This window comes from Enterovibrio calviensis DSM 14347, from assembly GCF_000621165.1.
GTDB lineage: Bacteria > Pseudomonadota > Gammaproteobacteria > Enterobacterales > Vibrionaceae > Enterovibrio > Enterovibrio calviensis.
This window is the reverse complement of record NZ_JHZA01000007.1, coordinates 299,577-315,441: the sequence shown is the minus strand read 5'-3', so window position 1 is coordinate 315,441 and position 15,865 is coordinate 299,577. Positions and strand designations below refer to the sequence as shown.

The 15,865-nt window shown below is 46.3% G+C and carries 15 protein-coding genes; 7 read left to right on the top strand and 8 right to left on the bottom strand.

Annotation, left to right across the window (positions count from 1 at the left end; all coding sequences use genetic code 11):
* Nucleotides 1–110 precede the first annotated feature (110 nt).
* The 3 genes from Q365_RS0106265 to Q365_RS0106255 all read left to right on the top strand — a co-directional run bounded on the left by Q365_RS0106265 (nt 111) and on the right by Q365_RS0106255 (nt 2,638).
* Nucleotides 111–533, top strand: a complete 423-nt coding sequence (locus Q365_RS0106265) for a DUF3010 family protein (protein ID WP_028022540.1) — start codon at nt 111–113, stop codon at nt 531–533.
* 255 nt (nt 534–788) lie between these two features.
* Nucleotides 789–2,114, top strand: coding sequence for a bifunctional transcriptional activator/DNA repair enzyme AdaA (locus Q365_RS0106260; protein WP_028022539.1), 1,326 nt, complete (start codon nt 789–791; stop codon nt 2,112–2,114).
* Complete coding sequence (locus tag Q365_RS0106255; RefSeq protein WP_028022538.1) at nt 2,111–2,638, top strand: methylated-DNA--[protein]-cysteine S-methyltransferase; 528 nt, start codon at nt 2,111–2,113, stop codon at nt 2,636–2,638. The genes Q365_RS0106260 and Q365_RS0106255 overlap by 4 nt, the downstream gene beginning before the upstream one ends.
* Here the strand turns inward: Q365_RS0106255 and Q365_RS0106250 are convergent.
* Both Q365_RS0106250 and pdsO read right to left on the bottom strand, forming a co-directional pair.
* Nucleotides 2,598–3,047, bottom strand: a complete 450-nt coding sequence (locus Q365_RS0106250) for a GNAT family N-acetyltransferase (RefSeq protein WP_028022537.1) — start codon at nt 3,045–3,047, stop codon at nt 2,598–2,600. The genes Q365_RS0106255 and Q365_RS0106250 overlap by 41 nt on opposite strands.
* A gap of 10 nt (nt 3,048–3,057) precedes the next feature.
* Nucleotides 3,058–3,783: a sortase-associated OmpA-like protein PdsO gene (pdsO, locus tag Q365_RS0106245; protein ID WP_028022536.1), complete on the bottom strand. Its 726-nt coding sequence runs from the start codon at nt 3,781–3,783 to the stop codon at nt 3,058–3,060.
* 223 nt (nt 3,784–4,006) lie between these two features.
* Between pdsO and pdsR the strand changes: the two genes are divergently transcribed.
* Genes pdsR through Q365_RS0106225 form a run of 3 tightly spaced genes read left to right on the top strand, consistent with a single transcriptional unit; the run spans nt 4,007 to nt 7,558 of the window.
* Complete coding sequence (pdsR, locus tag Q365_RS0106235; protein ID WP_028022535.1) at nt 4,007–4,702, top strand: proteobacterial dedicated sortase system response regulator; 696 nt, start codon at nt 4,007–4,009, stop codon at nt 4,700–4,702.
* On the top strand, nt 4,699–6,891 hold the full coding sequence (pdsS, locus tag Q365_RS0106230; protein WP_028022534.1) for a proteobacterial dedicated sortase system histidine kinase: 2,193 nt from the start codon (nt 4,699–4,701) through the stop codon (nt 6,889–6,891). The genes pdsR and pdsS overlap by 4 nt, the downstream gene beginning before the upstream one ends.
* A gap of 43 nt (nt 6,892–6,934) precedes the next feature.
* Nucleotides 6,935–7,558, top strand: a complete 624-nt coding sequence (locus Q365_RS0106225; protein WP_028022533.1) for a glutathione S-transferase family protein — start codon at nt 6,935–6,937, stop codon at nt 7,556–7,558.
* Nucleotides 7,559–7,596: 38 nt separating this feature from the next.
* On the opposite strand, the gene Q365_RS0106220 is transcribed toward Q365_RS0106225, so the two are convergent.
* On the bottom strand, nt 7,597–7,944 hold the full coding sequence (locus tag Q365_RS0106220; protein ID WP_028022532.1) for a helix-turn-helix domain-containing protein: 348 nt from the start codon (nt 7,942–7,944) through the stop codon (nt 7,597–7,599).
* A gap of 152 nt (nt 7,945–8,096) precedes the next feature.
* Here Q365_RS0106220 and Q365_RS0106215 point away from each other — a divergent pair, with 152 nt between their 5' ends.
* Nucleotides 8,097–8,303: a DUF3283 family protein gene (locus Q365_RS0106215; protein ID WP_028022531.1), complete on the top strand. Its 207-nt coding sequence runs from the start codon at nt 8,097–8,099 to the stop codon at nt 8,301–8,303.
* Between the two features lie 124 nt (nt 8,304–8,427).
* On the opposite strand, the gene Q365_RS0106210 is transcribed toward Q365_RS0106215, so the two are convergent.
* The 5 genes from Q365_RS0106210 to Q365_RS0106190 form a co-directional block, all read right to left on the bottom strand.
* Nucleotides 8,428–9,096 carry a class I SAM-dependent methyltransferase gene (locus Q365_RS0106210; protein WP_028022530.1) on the bottom strand — a complete coding sequence of 223 codons (669 nt, stop codon included), beginning with the start codon at nt 9,094–9,096 and terminating at the stop codon, nt 8,428–8,430.
* 115 nt (nt 9,097–9,211) lie between these two features.
* Entirely contained in the window at nt 9,212–10,834 is a 1,623-nt protein-coding gene (locus Q365_RS0106205) for a diguanylate cyclase (RefSeq protein WP_028022529.1), read from the bottom strand.
* Nucleotides 10,835–10,988: 154 nt separating this feature from the next.
* Nucleotides 10,989–11,654 (bottom strand): cupin domain-containing protein, encoded by a 666-nt coding sequence (locus Q365_RS0106200; protein WP_028022528.1) that lies wholly within the window; start codon nt 11,652–11,654, stop codon nt 10,989–10,991.
* Nucleotides 11,655–11,971: 317 nt separating this feature from the next.
* Entirely contained in the window at nt 11,972–13,858 is a 1,887-nt protein-coding gene (locus tag Q365_RS0106195) for a DEAD/DEAH box helicase (protein ID WP_028022527.1), read from the bottom strand.
* Between the two features lie 303 nt (nt 13,859–14,161).
* A complete protein-coding gene (locus Q365_RS0106190) occupies nt 14,162–15,847 on the bottom strand; it encodes a GGDEF domain-containing protein (RefSeq protein ID WP_245621507.1) in 1,686 nt (561 codons plus the stop codon).
* Between the last annotated feature and the right edge of the window lie 18 nt (nt 15,848–15,865).

Here is a 15,865-nt window from a genome sequence, read left to right as displayed (position 1 = left end):
ATTTTTTTGCCTTATTCTGCGTCGATCGGCCTGAGTTCCTATCTTTACTCATGACCCGCGCCCGACTTTTGCCTATAATGCTTGGTTCATTAACTCGTGGAATAAGAAAAATGCGAATTTGTGCTGTCGATTTTAAAAGCAACGAAGCGAACATCTGTCTATTAGAACTAAAAGAAGGGTTGTTCGAGGTGCCAGATTGTCGCGCTCGTAAATTTACCATCACAGATGGCTCCAGCACCGAGCAAATCCGTCACTTCCAAAAGCAATTCGCGCAACTGATGAACGACTACAAAGTAGATAAAGTCATTATTCGCGAGCGCCCAATGAGAGGCAAATTTGCAGGAAGCGCGGTTGGCTTCAAACTAGAAGCGGCACTGCAACTACTTCAAGATATGGACTGTGAAATCTTCACTGCATCTGAAATGAAGGAATCACTAAAGCGTAACCCAGTGATGGTTTCGCTTAAAGAAGTGGGTCTTAAGCAGTTCCAAGAACTCGCTTTCACCACAGCATGTGCTTACCTGAACAAGTAAGTACCCAATCAGGCTGCTTTCTTGCAGCCTGATTTCTCTCCGCACTGTCAACCACCTCTTCCCTGCGTTGTTTTACCGTCTAATATCTGTCTTCTGTCTTCCGGCCTCAACCACTAACAACCTCAGCTTTGAATTTGCTCACCTCACTACGTGACAATCAAGGTGCAAAGCTCAGTATTGAGTTCCGATTCTGGCGACACCTACAATACTGCGGTGCTATTGTGACTACAGATTAACTCACATGAGAAAGATGAGATGGATACCACTACGCACTTTCAACAAGCCCGCCTTTCTCGCGACGCACGTTTCGATGGCCTGTTTTATACGGCAGTGGTTTCCACAGGAATTTACTGTCGACCAGTATGTCCGGCTCCACCGCCGAAAGAAGAAAATGTGCGCTACTATTCAACCGCCTATGAGGCAGCATCACAAGGGTTTCGTCCATGTCTTCGTTGTCGTCCAGACAGTGCTCCAGGGTCCCCTGCTTGGCTCGGTAAACGAACAACGTTTCAAAGAGGTTTAAGACTCATTGATGAAGGATATTTGCAGGACAATAGCATCCCGATGCTTGCTGAAAAGTTGGGTGTGTCAGATCGCTACTTGAGAAAACTGTTTACCGAATCACTCGGTTGTTCTCCCAAGCAATACGCGCTGTATCAGCAAATCCTTTTTGCGAAAAAGCTTCTCCATGAAACGACGATTTCCATCGCAGACATTGCGTTTGCGTCCGGATTTAACAGTATTCGTCGTTTTAACGATTGCTTCCAGCAACAGCTCGCATTGTCTCCAACGCAAGTCAGAGGAAAACAATCGACCCAGTCAGACTCACTGATCGTGACGCTCAGTTTCCGCCCGCCATATCAATGGCAACAATTCCATTCTGCCATCAGCAAAAACCTGATTCCGAATGTCGAGTGGTTGAGCGAAAATGCTTACGGGCGAACATTCATGCTGGGAACGCAATGCGGGCAGTTTACGGCAACGTTGGAACCCGAGAAGAATCGCTTTGTCGTCGAACTCACGCTGTCAGACCCCAAATTTTTGTATGCGGCACTCAACCATATAAGACGATTGCTGGATTTAGATACAAACCCTGATGCTATCTCATTGGCTCTGTTACCACTGATCCCCTCAAACCAACCCGTGATCACAAGGATCCCTGGTGTCTGGAATACGTTTGAAGCGGGCATTCGCGCCATTTATGGTGAATCACTCAGCAACAACGGAGAAACCCATTCATCGCTCGAACCGCTATTGATCAAGGATTCACAACAAGACATCGCTTATTTTCCTAGTGCAGAGTGGCTGGCCAAAAACCTAGAGTCCTACCCTCTTCCTGTGACAGAAAAACAAAGACTGTCGTCTTGGGCTAAATACTGTCTGTCCAAGCATGCTGCCAGCGACTTTATCGACGAGCAAGATCATCCTCTCACTGAAGAGCAATATGATTACGCCTGTCTTCGTGGAGCCGGATCGCCTGATGTATCAGCCTTAGCCAGCACTGCATCACCGCTGGCTGACAACGCACAACCTTGGCGCAGTTACTTCGCATTGAGCACCCACTATAAGGAAATATCATGAAGCAATATCGTTACCTCTATACGTCACCGTTAGGCTCAATCACACTGACTGCTTCTGAACATGGCCTGACGTCACTGTCTTTACCTGAGTACAAGTACGATATACCGGTTTCAGACGATGAATTCATCACAAAGGAGCCATTCGAAACGGTCATTGAACAGTTAGATCGCTATTTTTCTGGCGAGCCTGTTCAATTTTCAGTGGCCTTGGATTTACTCGGTACTGAATTTCAACAACAAGTGTGGGCGGAACTTCAAAAAATCCCAGCAGGAGAAACCCGTTGTTACGGCGACCTAGCAACATCGATTGGTAAACCTTCCGCATCTCGCGCTGTTGGGGCGGCTAATGGTCAAAATCCCATTGCCATTATCGTGCCTTGTCATCGTGTGATCGGTAAAAGTGGAAAGCTAACTGGCTATGCGGGAGGGCTCGATGCGAAAGCATGGCTGCTCAAGCACGAGCAAGCCATGTCTTCTGACGCATTTAACTTGCAGCCACCAGCACACGTTGAGCCAACAGCTTGATAAATCGAAGCGGCGTAATGCGATAGCCAAGGTGCAGATAAAAGCCATGGGCCTCCTCGCGGCTGATATGACTGGTCACTTCAATACGCATACAGTTCTGTTGCTTGAGGTATATCTCAGCATGATCAAGAAGCTGTTTACCGATAGTCATGTCACGGAAATTTTCATCGACGACCAGCGAAGAGATTCTGCCCCATGGCTGGACATCATGCACGACATCGACCGTGTGTAAGGTGATGAAACCCACCACCAAATCACACACTTCGGCCACAAATAGAGCATCTCGATGTTGTTTCATCACCCGCGATAGTTGCTCTTCCGTTTGTGCCAGAGTTGGTGAGTATCCTAAGGTTTGGCAGAGCGCATTAATGCGCTCCGCATCTTCCAAGGTGGCTGGACGAATATTCATCATCCACTCCTTATTGATTAGCGGCCGTTTGACCACCTGAAACTGAACGCAAACTAACACGACGGTCAAAGAAGTACCCTTCACGGTCACCTTCAGTTTCAATGGCTAATTGGTTCCCATACGCGGTTTGGATCAGCTGCTCAGTTGCTACGCCCTGCTCAACCAAATACTCATAGACGGCTTGAGCACGCTGTTGCGACAGCTGTAAATTGTATTCTTGATTACCACGAACATCCGCGTGCCCTTCCAGATCCCAACGCACCTCAGGCTGTTGGCGCATTAACTCGGCAACTTCATCAAGCTGACGTTGAAAATGAGGTTCGATCTCGGACGAATTAGTGCGGAATTGAATGTCCATCGCCAGCTCAAGATGAATGTCTTTTTCTTTCATTGATGCTTTCAGATTGGCGAGTTCTAATTCATTGTTCGCGTAAAGATCTCGGTAAGTGGCTAACTGAACATTTTCTTCGTGCATATCGGCGATGATTTGTTCTTGCGCCACATTTTGTTTGTCTGAACTCGCGATTTGACCAATCAAACCGCCTACCAACGCGCCAGCCACTGCGCCAACAGGGCCACCGACAACTGCACCGAATGCCGCGCCACCACCGAAACCAATCATTTCAACCGTGCTGTCACGCTCGGCGTGAGTCAGTTGGTCGTTGGCAAATGCGGTAGATACTGACATTGGAACCACCAAAGAAATCGCTAGCATTGTTTTGTTGAATTTTTTCATTGTGCTTTCCTCATCCTAAGTAGGGATTGGGTATGTACCCAGTTGTTGTTTCGATGAGGTCATTAAAACAAGTCAAAGTGGCATGTAATGGGAGCAAAAATGGCAATGTGACGAGCAAATGTGGCAAAAAAATGGCTTTTGCGGTTAAACGCTTTCAAGGCCTTTTACCGCTTTCATTTTCAGGTATAGTCAAATCATCTTGTGGTTGATTATCTGAGTAAAAATGAAACGTATTGCCATCGTAGAAGATGAACCCGCTATCCGTGAGAACTACGCGGACGTATTAAGAAAGCAAGGTTACGCCGTCTCTACTTATGCTAACAGGCACGATGCTGAGGACGGCTTTAAACAGCGTTTACCCGATTTAGCCATTATCGACATTGGCCTTGCTGATGAAATTGACGGTGGGTTTCAACTTTGCCAAACAGTGCGCGCGATGTCGGCCACGCTGCCAATCATTTTTCTTACCGCCAGAGACAGTGATATCGATACGGTCGTTGGGCTACGCATGGGCGCTGACGACTACCTCACCAAAGACATCAGCCTGCCGCATTTGATGGCGCGTATTGCTGCACTTTTCCGCAGAAGCGAGTTGTTGAAACAGTCAGCCACTGACAGTGAGTCTTTGCTGGAACGAGGAAATCTCACGCTCGACTTGAATCGCATGCAAGTCAAATGGAATCAGCACACGGTTGATCTCACTGTCACCGAATTTTGGTTAGTTCATGCCATGGCGAAACGCCCTGGGCATGTTCGTAGCCGTCAAGATCTGATGCAAGAAGCCCACGTGGTGGTGGATGACAGTACGATCACATCGCACATCAAACGCATTCGTAAAAAGTTCATCGCCCTTGATACAGATTTTGATTTCATCGATACGGTTTATGGCATGGGCTATCGCTGGGACAGCAGCAAATGAGACTCTTTATAGAACAGGTTTGGCGCTGGGTGTCCGGCATTCGCGCCAAAGTCGTCCTGCTCTCAGGTCTACTTCTATTGTTGCCGTTCATTGGTTACAACTATGTGTGGGAATTAGAGAATGTGCTTCGCCAAGGGCAAGAGCAAACACTCATGGGGTCGGCGCGTGCATTTTCCATGTCACTCAATCAACAACCCGAGTTATTTGAACGCCAATTAGCGACAAAGCCACGCTTAGAGAGAGGCAAAGATCTCTATGCGGTGGCACTTCAGTCTCACATTGATATCGATGGTTCAACCCTAGATTGGGATCGCTACCAAGCCTACAAACACAATTATGCGCAAGACAACGTCATATTCAGTCGCTCTCCTTATCGCTCTGATGACTTGAATTTTGATCTCACGCTCACCAGTGATGGCGATGAGATCTTTGCTCTCGTCGATGTCGCAGACCGCTCGCCCGTGATGCGTCGAAGTGGCTCGCTGCGCATCGATCGCAATGACCATCTTATGGTCACGCTCACCACGTTAGAGGGTGAGTTCAAGCGTTACGCTATTTCAGCCGCACAAAGCGGGCCCGCTGATGTTTCTTTGATTGAAACAACAATTTCAGATACCGAACACAACTTTCCCTCTGAAGCGATTCGTGCTTGGTGGCAAGAGACGGCCAATGGTTATGCCATTGAATTAGCAATCCCCGATTGGCTGGTGGGCGAAAAACTCAGCTTTGCCTATTACAACGTTGTCGACCCTTTTAACAGAGATATTGAAACCATCTTGGCAACGTCTAATCCGCGCAGTGCGGAAACACTCGGCACCTTACTCGTTCCCTCTCCGGATCTTGAGCGGGTTCTCACCAAAATCAACGACGGTAATTCACGGGTTTGGGCGGTGGACAAACATGGTCGTGTGCTCGCAAAGACGGGAGATTTACAGTCTGCTAATGGGGTGTGGGAGACAACCATAAAGTACCAGGATCCTCCTTCAGGGGTAATGGGATGGATACAAACTGAGATCCTTAACCCGCTTTACTATCAAATACTGCAGCGCCCACCGGAACACATTGTTGATGCAATGCAGCATGCCGCTGTGTTTAGAGGTGTTGAAGTACAACAAGCGCTTATTGGACGCCCTTATGCTAACTGGCGAGTGACCGACGACGAAAGTGCAATGATCCTTTCTGCCGCGTATCCAATAAAAGTCAACGATGACATTGTTGGTGCTGTGGTCGTCGAAGAAACCACGAATGGCATCACGACGCTTCGCAATAAAGCGCTTGAGCAATTGTTCAATGTACTATTGGCAGTTATTTGCACCGGTGTAGTGGTTTTGCTCCTATTTGGCTCACATATTTCCAAGCGAGTTAGAAGGCTAAGAGACGATGCTGAAAGTGCCATTGACCCACAGGGGCGTGTTCGCCATCAACTTGATCCAATCGAAAGCAAAGATGAGATCGGCGATCTCTCGCGCACGCTATCAACCATGGTCACAAGGCTTTCTGATTACAACAGTTACCTTGAGAAGATGTCATCCAGTCTTTCCCATGAGTTACGGACACCGGTCGCTGTTGTGCGTTCTTCGTTAGAGAACCTTGCTTTTGTCAATACGGATGATGACCAACGCCGTTATATCGACCGCGCTCAAGAAGGCGTGGCAAGGCTCGCAACCATACTGTCGAGCATGACCGAAGCAACGAGGCTTGAACAAAGCTTTGAGCATGCGGAAAAGACGTCTTTCCCACTGGATAAAGTCATTACCGGCTGTGTACAAGGCTATGAATACGCCTACCCTGACCAAGCATTCACTTTGCGGATTAAAGATGGGCAATATGACATGGAGGGCGTGCCTGAATACGTCGCTCAGTTACTCGACAAACTCATCGCCAACGCTGTCGAATTCAGAACCCCCAACACACCGATTGATATTCAATTGGTTCAACATGAACACCGCGCTTGCATCACTGTTTCTAACCTTGGGCCAAATTTACCCGAAAATATGGGAAATCAATTGCTGGCTTCCATGGTCTCAGTGAGGGATGAAAACCAGAAATCCGACAAGCCCCACTTAGGGCTCGGCCTTTACATTGCGCGTTTAGTGGCAGAGTTCCACCATGGTGAACTCACTATCGCCAATCGTGTGACGAACAATGGCGTTATAGTGACCGTGTTGCTGCCAGTGACTTACACTTAAGATCGACCGACCCGAGTAGGGCATATCAAAACAGGGAATGTTTATGAAGTTGTACGAGAAAGCGCCCACACCCAATTCACTCAGAGTTAGCCTTTTCATTGCTGAAAAAGGCATTGAGATCCCAAGAGTCGATGTGGACATTCGCGGTGGAGAGAATGTTACCGACGAATTTAAAGCGAAGAGCCCCAACGGAAAAATCCCTTTGCTAGAACTCGACGATGAAACAACCATCTGTGAGTCTGTTGCTATCTGTCGCTACATTGATGCGGCGTTTCCAACAAACCATCACTTGTTTGGAGAAGATGCGCTGGCTATCGGACAAGTCGAAATGTGGAATCGCATTGTTGAATTCCAAGGGCTTTATGCTGCTTTTCAAGCCTTTAGAAACATAACTGGCATTTACAAAGACAGAGAGCGTTGCGTGGAAGCATGGGGAAAGGAATCCAAACAACGTTTGGAAGAGTTTTTGCCTGAGTTGGAAAAACGCTTAACAACGTCGCCCTATGTTGCGGGAGACAAATTCTCGGTTGCAGACATCACGGCGTATGTCCTTTGTGGCTTTATGAAAAATCTTGATTTACACCTTGATGAATCATTGCCCGCGTTGTTGGCGTGGCACCGCAAGATCAGCGAACGCCCTGCATTCATTGAAGCGTCGACAAAGTAAAAACACGATAAAAAACAGCCATCCTCAGATGGCTGTTTCTACAATTGCTTCACGTATTCGATAAACACTTGGTTGTCAGAATATTCAACCTTGGTGACCTTTCCGTCCACGGTCAATGACGTATTGACAGAAATATCTCCCGTCATTACAGACACGTGATTGCTTTTCAAACTCGGCAACGAATGATTAGGATCTAAGCCGATTTCTTTACAAAAACGAAGGACAAACCCTCTATCGAGAGGAACATCACCACGCAGCGTTTTTGAAAAATCCAACTGACTAACGCCTAGGCGCTTTGCCATTTCAATTTGAGTAATGCGAAGTTTCGCTTTGTAAGACATCCAAGCATCGTAAAGTGTTTGTCTGTCATGATAGGTAAATTCCATTGTTTTCCCTCTGATACCCTATCAACGGATGAGCCTTATACTAGAGAAACCCCCATTTTTTGTGTCAGTTAACCGTAAGCCCTATGTAAGCACTTGTCTCACCCTGCACTCTTCGCTATGGTAGCGCCGTTAATCAATGAACGAGATTTCCCATGAGCGACAATCTAGCGCTGCTTCCGGCAGATGAAAAACAGAAAATAGAATTGGATAAACAAGCAGCTTACGCCGTATGGCAAGTAAAAAACGCGTTAGCCGAAAGAAGCACGTTTGCGCAGCAAGCGCAGGCGATGTCGGATGAGAATGAAAGAGCACACTTCATTGATTGTGTGGAAAAATATTCAAAAAAAATGGGGCTGTAAACAGCCCCATTTCCTATTCGTAAAATAACAGTACTCGATGAAGTAGATATTGTGATTAGCCTCCATGTAGTGACAACGTCACAATAATCACTTTATTGATTGCCAAACACTTACACCCCTGCTGCTATCGTTTCGTCAATAACGCCACGTACTTGTTACTGTCATCGCAGTAAACGATGCGACAATTGAAGTTATGGCTATCCGCTACCTGCCTTAACGTGGACATACCAATGTCGAACCACGGGATTTCTTCACTCACTCGCCCATCGAATTCAAACGTTAAATGCCTGGTACGGTAACCTTCATACTTGAGGTTTTCCGAACTCAAGATAAGCCGTCCACCAGGGTACAAGTTCCGATGCGCCAGATTGAGAAAGTGGAAAAAGTTACGGATGTTGCCGAGCTTGCCCACGACGCCACGCAGCGCGAGCCAAGAGAAAGAACGGTCAAACATAGGGTGTTGGTCAAATAGGTCGCCACAGATAACAGAAGGGACACCACGTTGATGCATGATCGCACAAGCGATAGGCGAATTGTCGATAGACGTGACTTTCATGCCTTTGGCAACCAGAAACAGAGAATGCTCCCCTCCGCTCGCGCCAATATTAAGCACACTACGACGGCAATATGAAAGCGCGATTCTGTCCGTAGCAACGTCCTCTGGGCGTCGAAAAAACTCCGACGTCGGAATGACTGACGTTCCATTGTTTTCTCTTACAATGAGCTTTCCAGACTTGTTACCATTAAAATAACTCGCCAGTGCCGTACCAAACACTTCAACAACGCTCTGCATGATGTCCAATCCCCTATGTTATTCAACTGAGAGAATACGCTGAAGCAATACAGAGATGTGTCTCATTTTAAAAACAACTGAACTGTATCAGCATAAAGTGCTAGTACTTTCCTTATCACATTGGCGTCATTGACCGATTGTATAAGGCTTTCTTCCTACGCTTATTTTGATACATGGTTTGGTCAGCAACGCTAAGCCATTGTTCTGCCGATTGAATATCAGACGTCAGTTCTTTCTCACCCAATGTCAAAGAAACAGTAATGTCACTGGGCAACCCATCAGAATGAATATCTTGACACAGTCTTTCCAATATTTGAGGAACTTCAGACTGCGCCGTATGACGCAAAAGCACGACAAACTCGTCACCCCCGATTCGACCTGCCACATCAGAATCTCGAATATTACTGGTGAGGTGCTCGGCAATTTTCACCAAGACTTCATCACCAATTTTGTGTCCGTAGGTGTCATTGATGCCTTTGAAGCCATCAGCATCGATATACACCAGCATTGAAGGATCGCCCGTCATGGCGTATTGCTGATAGGTTTCTCGAATATCATTCATGATCGCATGGCGTGATTTAATGCCGGTAAGAGAGTCATACTCCACTAATTTACGCAAATGGTGCGCCATGGTAACCACCGTATCTCGCTGATCAATCTCAGAGGTGATGTCCGTCATGGTGCCAACACGGTAAATGAGTTCGTGGTTTCCATCAAAAACGCAATGCCCGCTATCTCTGATGTGTTTAGTGCGACCATCAGGGAACAGAAGTCGGTAGTTAACGCTCCATGAATCAGTCGAAGAGGAAAATCGCGTTGACGCTGCTAGATCTCGATCAGAGGGGTGCACTCTATTTAGAAACGCACGAGGATCACCATATAGTGACTCAGCGGGTTCTTCCCAAATATTGTTGTAACATCGGTTTGCATAAAAAAGCCGCATGGGATCGGGCGCAGAGATCCAAACCACTGAACTGACGTTTTCTGCAATGATTCGAAAACGCCTTTCTGAGGTTGAAATGACGTCTTGAAGCTGTTTTTCTTCATGAATATCAAACACAGACACAACAAAATTGATGGAGCCCATACTGTCCGAAGGAACCGCAGAAACAAAGGTTCTAACCCAAATTTGATGGCCATTTTTATGAATGTAGCGCTTATCCACTTGATAATGCTCTCGGCATTCAGACAATAGCTGTCGTCTTAGTGGTTTTTCGCTGTTTGCGTCTGATTCAAAGGTCAGTTCAAAGTCGCTCTTCCCTTTTAACTCGTATTCGCTGTATCCAAGAAGTCGATAAAACGCTTTATTGATGGTGACAAATTGGCCTTCAGGATCGACCACCGCCATGCCGTAAGGCAAGCCGTCCATTTTCAGTTCATCATCGCTCTTCTCGTGTTTCGCACACTCAGAAATCGCAACAATATAGATATTGCTGGACGCGCTGGTATCCAAACTCACTTTTAATTGGCAAGGTTTATTGGATTGAGAAAGGCTTACCACCTTATGGAAGGGTTCAAACTGCGATAAAGACGGCGAAGACGCGAAGTAATGTTTAATGTCATCCCAAACACCCACCGAAAAATAGCCATCTAAGTGATGACTCCCGTTTTGAAATCGTAGAGTACTTTGACACTCTCGATTCCCATGGACGATTTCTCCCAGCTCATTAAGAATAAGCATGGGAACAGGTGCAATATCGAAATACAGCATCTGAGAATGGTTTTGAATCTGGAACATCCGAGTTCGTTATTTCCTAGCGTTACTGAGACATATTCAAGAAAGCGCTCAAATTATCAAGCGAAACACTCAGGCAATATACTAGCGATAAAGGTGGAAGACGTTTGATTCACTTTTGATACACACACTCAGAAAGCGCTTTCACTCTTACCAGCTACGTCGGATTTGGATAAGGAAGGTGCCCTACTTTCACCCAAAGTAATGTGTCTTCTTCAGCAAAAGGGTTGTATTCAAACATATGGGGAGTGCGCATCCATACGCCTGCTGGGTATTTGGCGAATTCATCACGGTACTCACCACCGATGACAAAAATTTCTTCACCACAGAAATGAGAAATAGAAAAAAAGTGCTGACCAGCGGGCCATCGGATCATCGCAACTTGTTCACCATTAAACTCATGAAGTGGAAGTATCTTCAGCCTACCTTGACCATCGATCCACTGAGACTCATCGCGTGTGTTGATTCTGATTTGATGGAAGTCATTACTTGAAAACTGGTGTAATTTCACCAGCAGCGTACAGCCTACAGTACTAAATGGTGTGTGAGAGGTACCCGGTGGATTTCGAAGATAAGTACCTGCGGGATAGTCACCATATTCATCCGAAAAAACACCATCGAGAACCAATATCTCTTCACCTAATGGATGCTCATGATGAGAGAATTCACTCTTAGGCGCGAATTTTACAATGCTAGTAGCATGGCCCCGCTCTTCCTCCTCTCGAGCGAGAGGTTTTCTGAGTACGCCTTCGATGGGTGATGGCTGCCAGTCAAGTTCGTTGGTGTTAATGATCACCCGTTGGTCAAATTGCATATTCAACATAAGACAATCCTCAAACAGGAAATAATACCAAAAGCTTAAAGATGCTCGATTTAAGAGGCCATCAGAGTATTCAATTTAAGCTGGCAACATAAATAATATAGTCTTGGAGTATCTGAGCTGTCGTCGCATTCATTGGAAGTGAGAGACAAATTCAGGACACCGCCACGTATTGATATACCGAAGCAGCCTAAAGATGTCTTTTCAACGAGCGTTAACGATTTAGCAATTACTTTCAATGCATCATGCTTGGAAACCGAAAACAACAGATACAAAAAAGCCGACTTTCGTCGGCTTTTTTAAGGTCATTTCAGTACTGATTATGCGTCAGCTGGACGACGGTCAGAACGAGCGCCCGCAGGGCGACGGTCGTTACCGCGGTCACGGTTGAAGCGACGCTCTCCACCACGGTCTGAACGGTTGCCACCGTTACCGCCGCGTGGACCACGCTCTTCAAAACGACGACCACCGTTACCGCCTGGCGCACCAGAACGATCACCGCCGCTACGACGACGAGGTGGCTCCATGTTAACGTGACCTTCAACTAGCTGTGCATCAGTCGCTTTCTGGCGAATACGCAGTTGCTTCAGTTGTGCCATGATTTCGTTAGGCATTTTCTTAGGCAATTGAACGTAAGTGTGACCCGTTGCTAGCTTGATAGAACCAATGAATTGCTTCTCTAGACCTAGTTCGTTTGCGATAGCGCCAACGATGTCTTTAACTTGAACACCTTGATCACGACCAACTTGCAATTGGTAAGTATCCCAATCAGCAGCGTTGTAGCTACGACGCTCACCGCGCTCTGGACGGCTACCGTCACGTGGACGCTCATCACGACGAGATTCGCGACGTTTGTTTTCACGCTCGATTGCAGTGATCATTGGATCTGGACCATTGTAGAACAATGGACGCTTACCTTGTTGACGCTGAAGAAGCATCGCTGCCAAGGTTGCTGCGTCAACTTCGATTTGCTCTTGAAGCTTCTCGATAAGACCAACAAACGCTTCTAGGCTTTCAGCTTCTTTCTGCTCAAGCAGGTCACTTGCTAGTGCAGCAAGACGCGCTTCAGCAACCTTGTCACGCATTGGAAGTTGAATTTCTTCCATACGAGTAGACGTTACACGCTCGATGGTGCGAAGCATACGGATCTGGTTAGTGCGAACCAACAAGATTGCTTTACCAGCGCGACCAGCACGGCCAGTACGACCGATACGGTGAATGTATGACTCAACATCGAATGGGATGTCGTAGTTAAATACGTGGGTGATACGTGGAACATCAAGACCACGTGCAACAACGTCAGTCGCAACAAGAATGTCGATAACGCCACGCTTGATGTGATCAACAGTACGCTCACGAAGTGACTGAGGAATATCACCGTGCAATGCAGCAGCTTTAAAGCCACGTGCTTGCAACCAATCAGCTAGACGCTCAGTGTCCTGACGAGTACGTACGAATACGATAGACGCATCAGTTTCTTCAGTTTCAAGAAGACGAGACATTGCTTCGTCTTTCTCTACGCCTTTCACTACCCAGTATTGTTGTTCTACTTTCTCAACAGTACGGTTGCTACCAGCAACGTCAATGCGCGAAGGTTCACGTAGGAAACGGTCAACGATTTCTTTAACGATTGGAGGCATGGTTGCAGAGAACAATACACGTTGTGCAGTTTCTGGCGCTTGTTCCATGATCCAAGTAACGTCGTCAACGAAGCCCATTTTCAACATTTCGTCGGCTTCATCAAGAACGAAAGTTTTCACTTCGTCTAGTTGAAGGCGTTCGCGGTTGATAAGGTCTTTAACACGACCAGGTGTACCAACAACAATGTGAGCACCAGAACGTAGAGCACGCATTTGCTCAACGATTGAAGCACCACCGTAGATCTCAAGTACTTTCAAACCAGAGATTTTTTGGCCCAGAAGTTTAACTTCTGCTGCAACCTGAATAGCTAGCTCACGAGTAGGCGCCATAACAATAGCTTGTGGCTTATGCTGGTTCAGATCGATTTTGTTTAGGATTGGTAGAGAAAACGCAGCGGTTTTACCAGTACCAGTTTGTGCCTTACCTAGTGCATCAACACCAGTAAGAAGCAAAGGAATCGAAGCCGCTTGGATTGGCGTAGGTGATACAAAGCCAATTGAATCTAAAGCGGAAAGAAGGTTTTCAGCTAGGTCTAGCTGACGAAATTCAGTAACGATATCTTGCATTGGGATCCCAATATATAGACAAAAGTAACGGGGCCCCTGCTAGCGGTTTCGCACTGTTATATTTTACTGATGCAGGTTCACTTTGATACAAACAGTGATTTCCTACTCTCTGCAACAGCAACTAACGCTACGGGCCTCGACAAATAAGGGTCAGAATTCTGCGCCAATAAACCAAAAAAAGCCAGAAAAAATTGAAGGAGTTCACAATTTTTTCTACGGCTGATGACTTTTTGACTGCAATCGCCTAATTCGCTAGCAAATTGTCGTTAAATTGGGCTTCCATTCACGCTTTGTCTATTTATCTTAATCCACACAAATTCGATTTCGCCCGAGTTTCCGAGCCATCAAACGTTGTTTTTCTGCATTTTTTAGCAAGTGACTTGCTCGATTGAACAAAGAAATCCCTCCCAACACCACACCCACACTCAAGGTGACACGTTGATAAATAGCAGATGCGCGATTGCGTACATTGCGGTGGTACATCGAATTAACCAAGGCTTCACTCATTTCACGCAGGTGAACTTCGTTTTCGTATTGCACCAAAATCAGGAATTCACCCGTTGCTGTCGTTGCGCACAAATGAAATGAGTAACCGTCGGTGCTTTCTTCAATCAATATTGCGATTGAACGTAGTAAATTCGACGCCTCATGTTCACCGTATAGCTTTTTATAGCCACGGAAGAAATCTACCTCAATGGATATGGCGGCCAATGCGCCTTTTTGCTTGCGAGAATCAGAGACAATCTGTGGGAGACTCAACGCCAAGTATTTTTCATTAGGGAGGTCAGTGACAGGATCAATGGTGTTAGACCAAGCGCCTTGTCGGTTAACACTATCAAGCTTAAGTCTCAATTGCGCCAACTCGTGTCCTTGACGCATGTTCAATTTTTCAAGTTCACCGAAACGCTGATTACTCAGTTCAGTTTCACGCAGTTTGGTGATTTTCTGACAGACTGACGCCGCCAGCAATTTAATCGACTCTTTCTTAGGCTCATCCAATACCGAGCGATAGATCAAGTTGTCGGCAGCTAGCCACCCTATACATTCATCACCGTTCCACATCACCATCATGACGTTCCAACCGATACCCACTTGTTCTCGGCCAAAATACAAAGGGACATTCTCTTTTACGATGAGTTGATTCTTTGTCGTGAAAGCCTCTTCCATAAATAATGTGTTTGGCATTTGCTGACAAAAATCGCTGCGGTCAACCACGTTGCCATGTGGATCGGTTCCCCACGTTCCCCACATTTTGTCCTTTTCTAGATCACAAAGAAAAATGCCCATACGATCAATTTGGAGACGGTCTCGCCCTAGCTCAATGGCGATACGGCATAACGAATGAATAGACGTGGCTTTAGTAAAACGAAGAGATATTTCGTGAAGGCTTTTCAAATACGTCAATTGAGACGACAAGGTTTGGTTATTAAGAGCCAGATCTAATTCGTTTTGATGTTTCGACAGTCGTACTTGAGCAAGTTGATGTGCCAATAACTTACATTTCAACTGAAACGCGGCATCTCGACGCAGCCAATCGAAACTCTCGGAACGAAGTCGTCGCATTTTATCGGGCGTTGCGACTTCAACCAAGACATAGCCAAGCAATGAACCACTTTTACTCAGCGGGATAACAGCATGTTCCCACATGACATTATCTTGTTGCCAACCCGCATTGAAGGGCAACTCGGAAACAAATGAGAAATCGTCAAGATGTTTGCTCGCGAGGAAAGCCCAGTCAATGGCATAACCGCTATATTCTTCACTGGGTTTAAATTGAGAATAGAAATTGAAAACATGCTGCGTTTGGCTCGCAGCAAGAACTAATTCACTATTAACCCACAAAAATAACGCCGAATTCTTGGCATCATTTTCAACACTTAAGCGATGGAAAACTCCTTCGCACCATGCTTCTAACGTGTCATCTATGATCGGGGCTGCAATCGGACTTTCTAACTCAGCACTTTCCATGCGCTTACTCGTTTGCTTCATTCCTTGAGAGTCATTCTG

Excerpts from the sequence above, each read along its gene's own strand:
- pdsO (WP_028022536.1), bottom strand. The coding sequence starts at position 3,783 with ATGAAAAAATTCAACAAAACAATGCTAGCGATTTCTTTGGTGGTTCCA.
- Q365_RS0106190 (WP_245621507.1), bottom strand. The coding sequence starts at position 15,847 with ATGAAGCAAACGAGTAAGCGCATGGAAAGTGCTGAGTTAGAAAGTCCG.
- Q365_RS0106215 (WP_028022531.1), top strand. The coding sequence starts at position 8,097 with ATGAGCGACAATCTAGCGCTGCTTCCGGCAGATGAAAAACAGAAAATA.
- pdsS (WP_028022534.1), top strand. The coding sequence starts at position 4,699 with ATGAGACTCTTTATAGAACAGGTTTGGCGCTGGGTGTCCGGCATTCGC.
- Q365_RS0106255 (WP_028022538.1), top strand. The coding sequence starts at position 2,111 with ATGAAGCAATATCGTTACCTCTATACGTCACCGTTAGGCTCAATCACA.
- Q365_RS0106205 (WP_028022529.1), bottom strand. The coding sequence starts at position 10,834 with ATGTTCCAGATTCAAAACCATTCTCAGATGCTGTATTTCGATATTGCA.
- Q365_RS0106260 (WP_028022539.1), top strand. The coding sequence starts at position 789 with ATGGATACCACTACGCACTTTCAACAAGCCCGCCTTTCTCGCGACGCA.
- Q365_RS0106195 (WP_028022527.1), bottom strand. The coding sequence starts at position 13,858 with ATGCAAGATATCGTTACTGAATTTCGTCAGCTAGACCTAGCTGAAAAC.
- Q365_RS0106210 (WP_028022530.1), bottom strand. The coding sequence starts at position 9,096 with ATGCAGAGCGTTGTTGAAGTGTTTGGTACGGCACTGGCGAGTTATTTT.
- Q365_RS0106265 (WP_028022540.1), top strand. The coding sequence starts at position 111 with ATGCGAATTTGTGCTGTCGATTTTAAAAGCAACGAAGCGAACATCTGT.
- pdsR (WP_028022535.1), top strand. The coding sequence starts at position 4,007 with ATGAAACGTATTGCCATCGTAGAAGATGAACCCGCTATCCGTGAGAAC.
- Q365_RS0106250 (WP_028022537.1), bottom strand. The coding sequence starts at position 3,047 with ATGAATATTCGTCCAGCCACCTTGGAAGATGCGGAGCGCATTAATGCG.
- Q365_RS0106200 (WP_028022528.1), bottom strand. The coding sequence starts at position 11,654 with ATGTTGAATATGCAATTTGACCAACGGGTGATCATTAACACCAACGAA.
- Q365_RS0106225 (WP_028022533.1), top strand. The coding sequence starts at position 6,935 with ATGAAGTTGTACGAGAAAGCGCCCACACCCAATTCACTCAGAGTTAGC.
- Q365_RS0106220 (WP_028022532.1), bottom strand. The coding sequence starts at position 7,944 with ATGGAATTTACCTATCATGACAGACAAACACTTTACGATGCTTGGATG.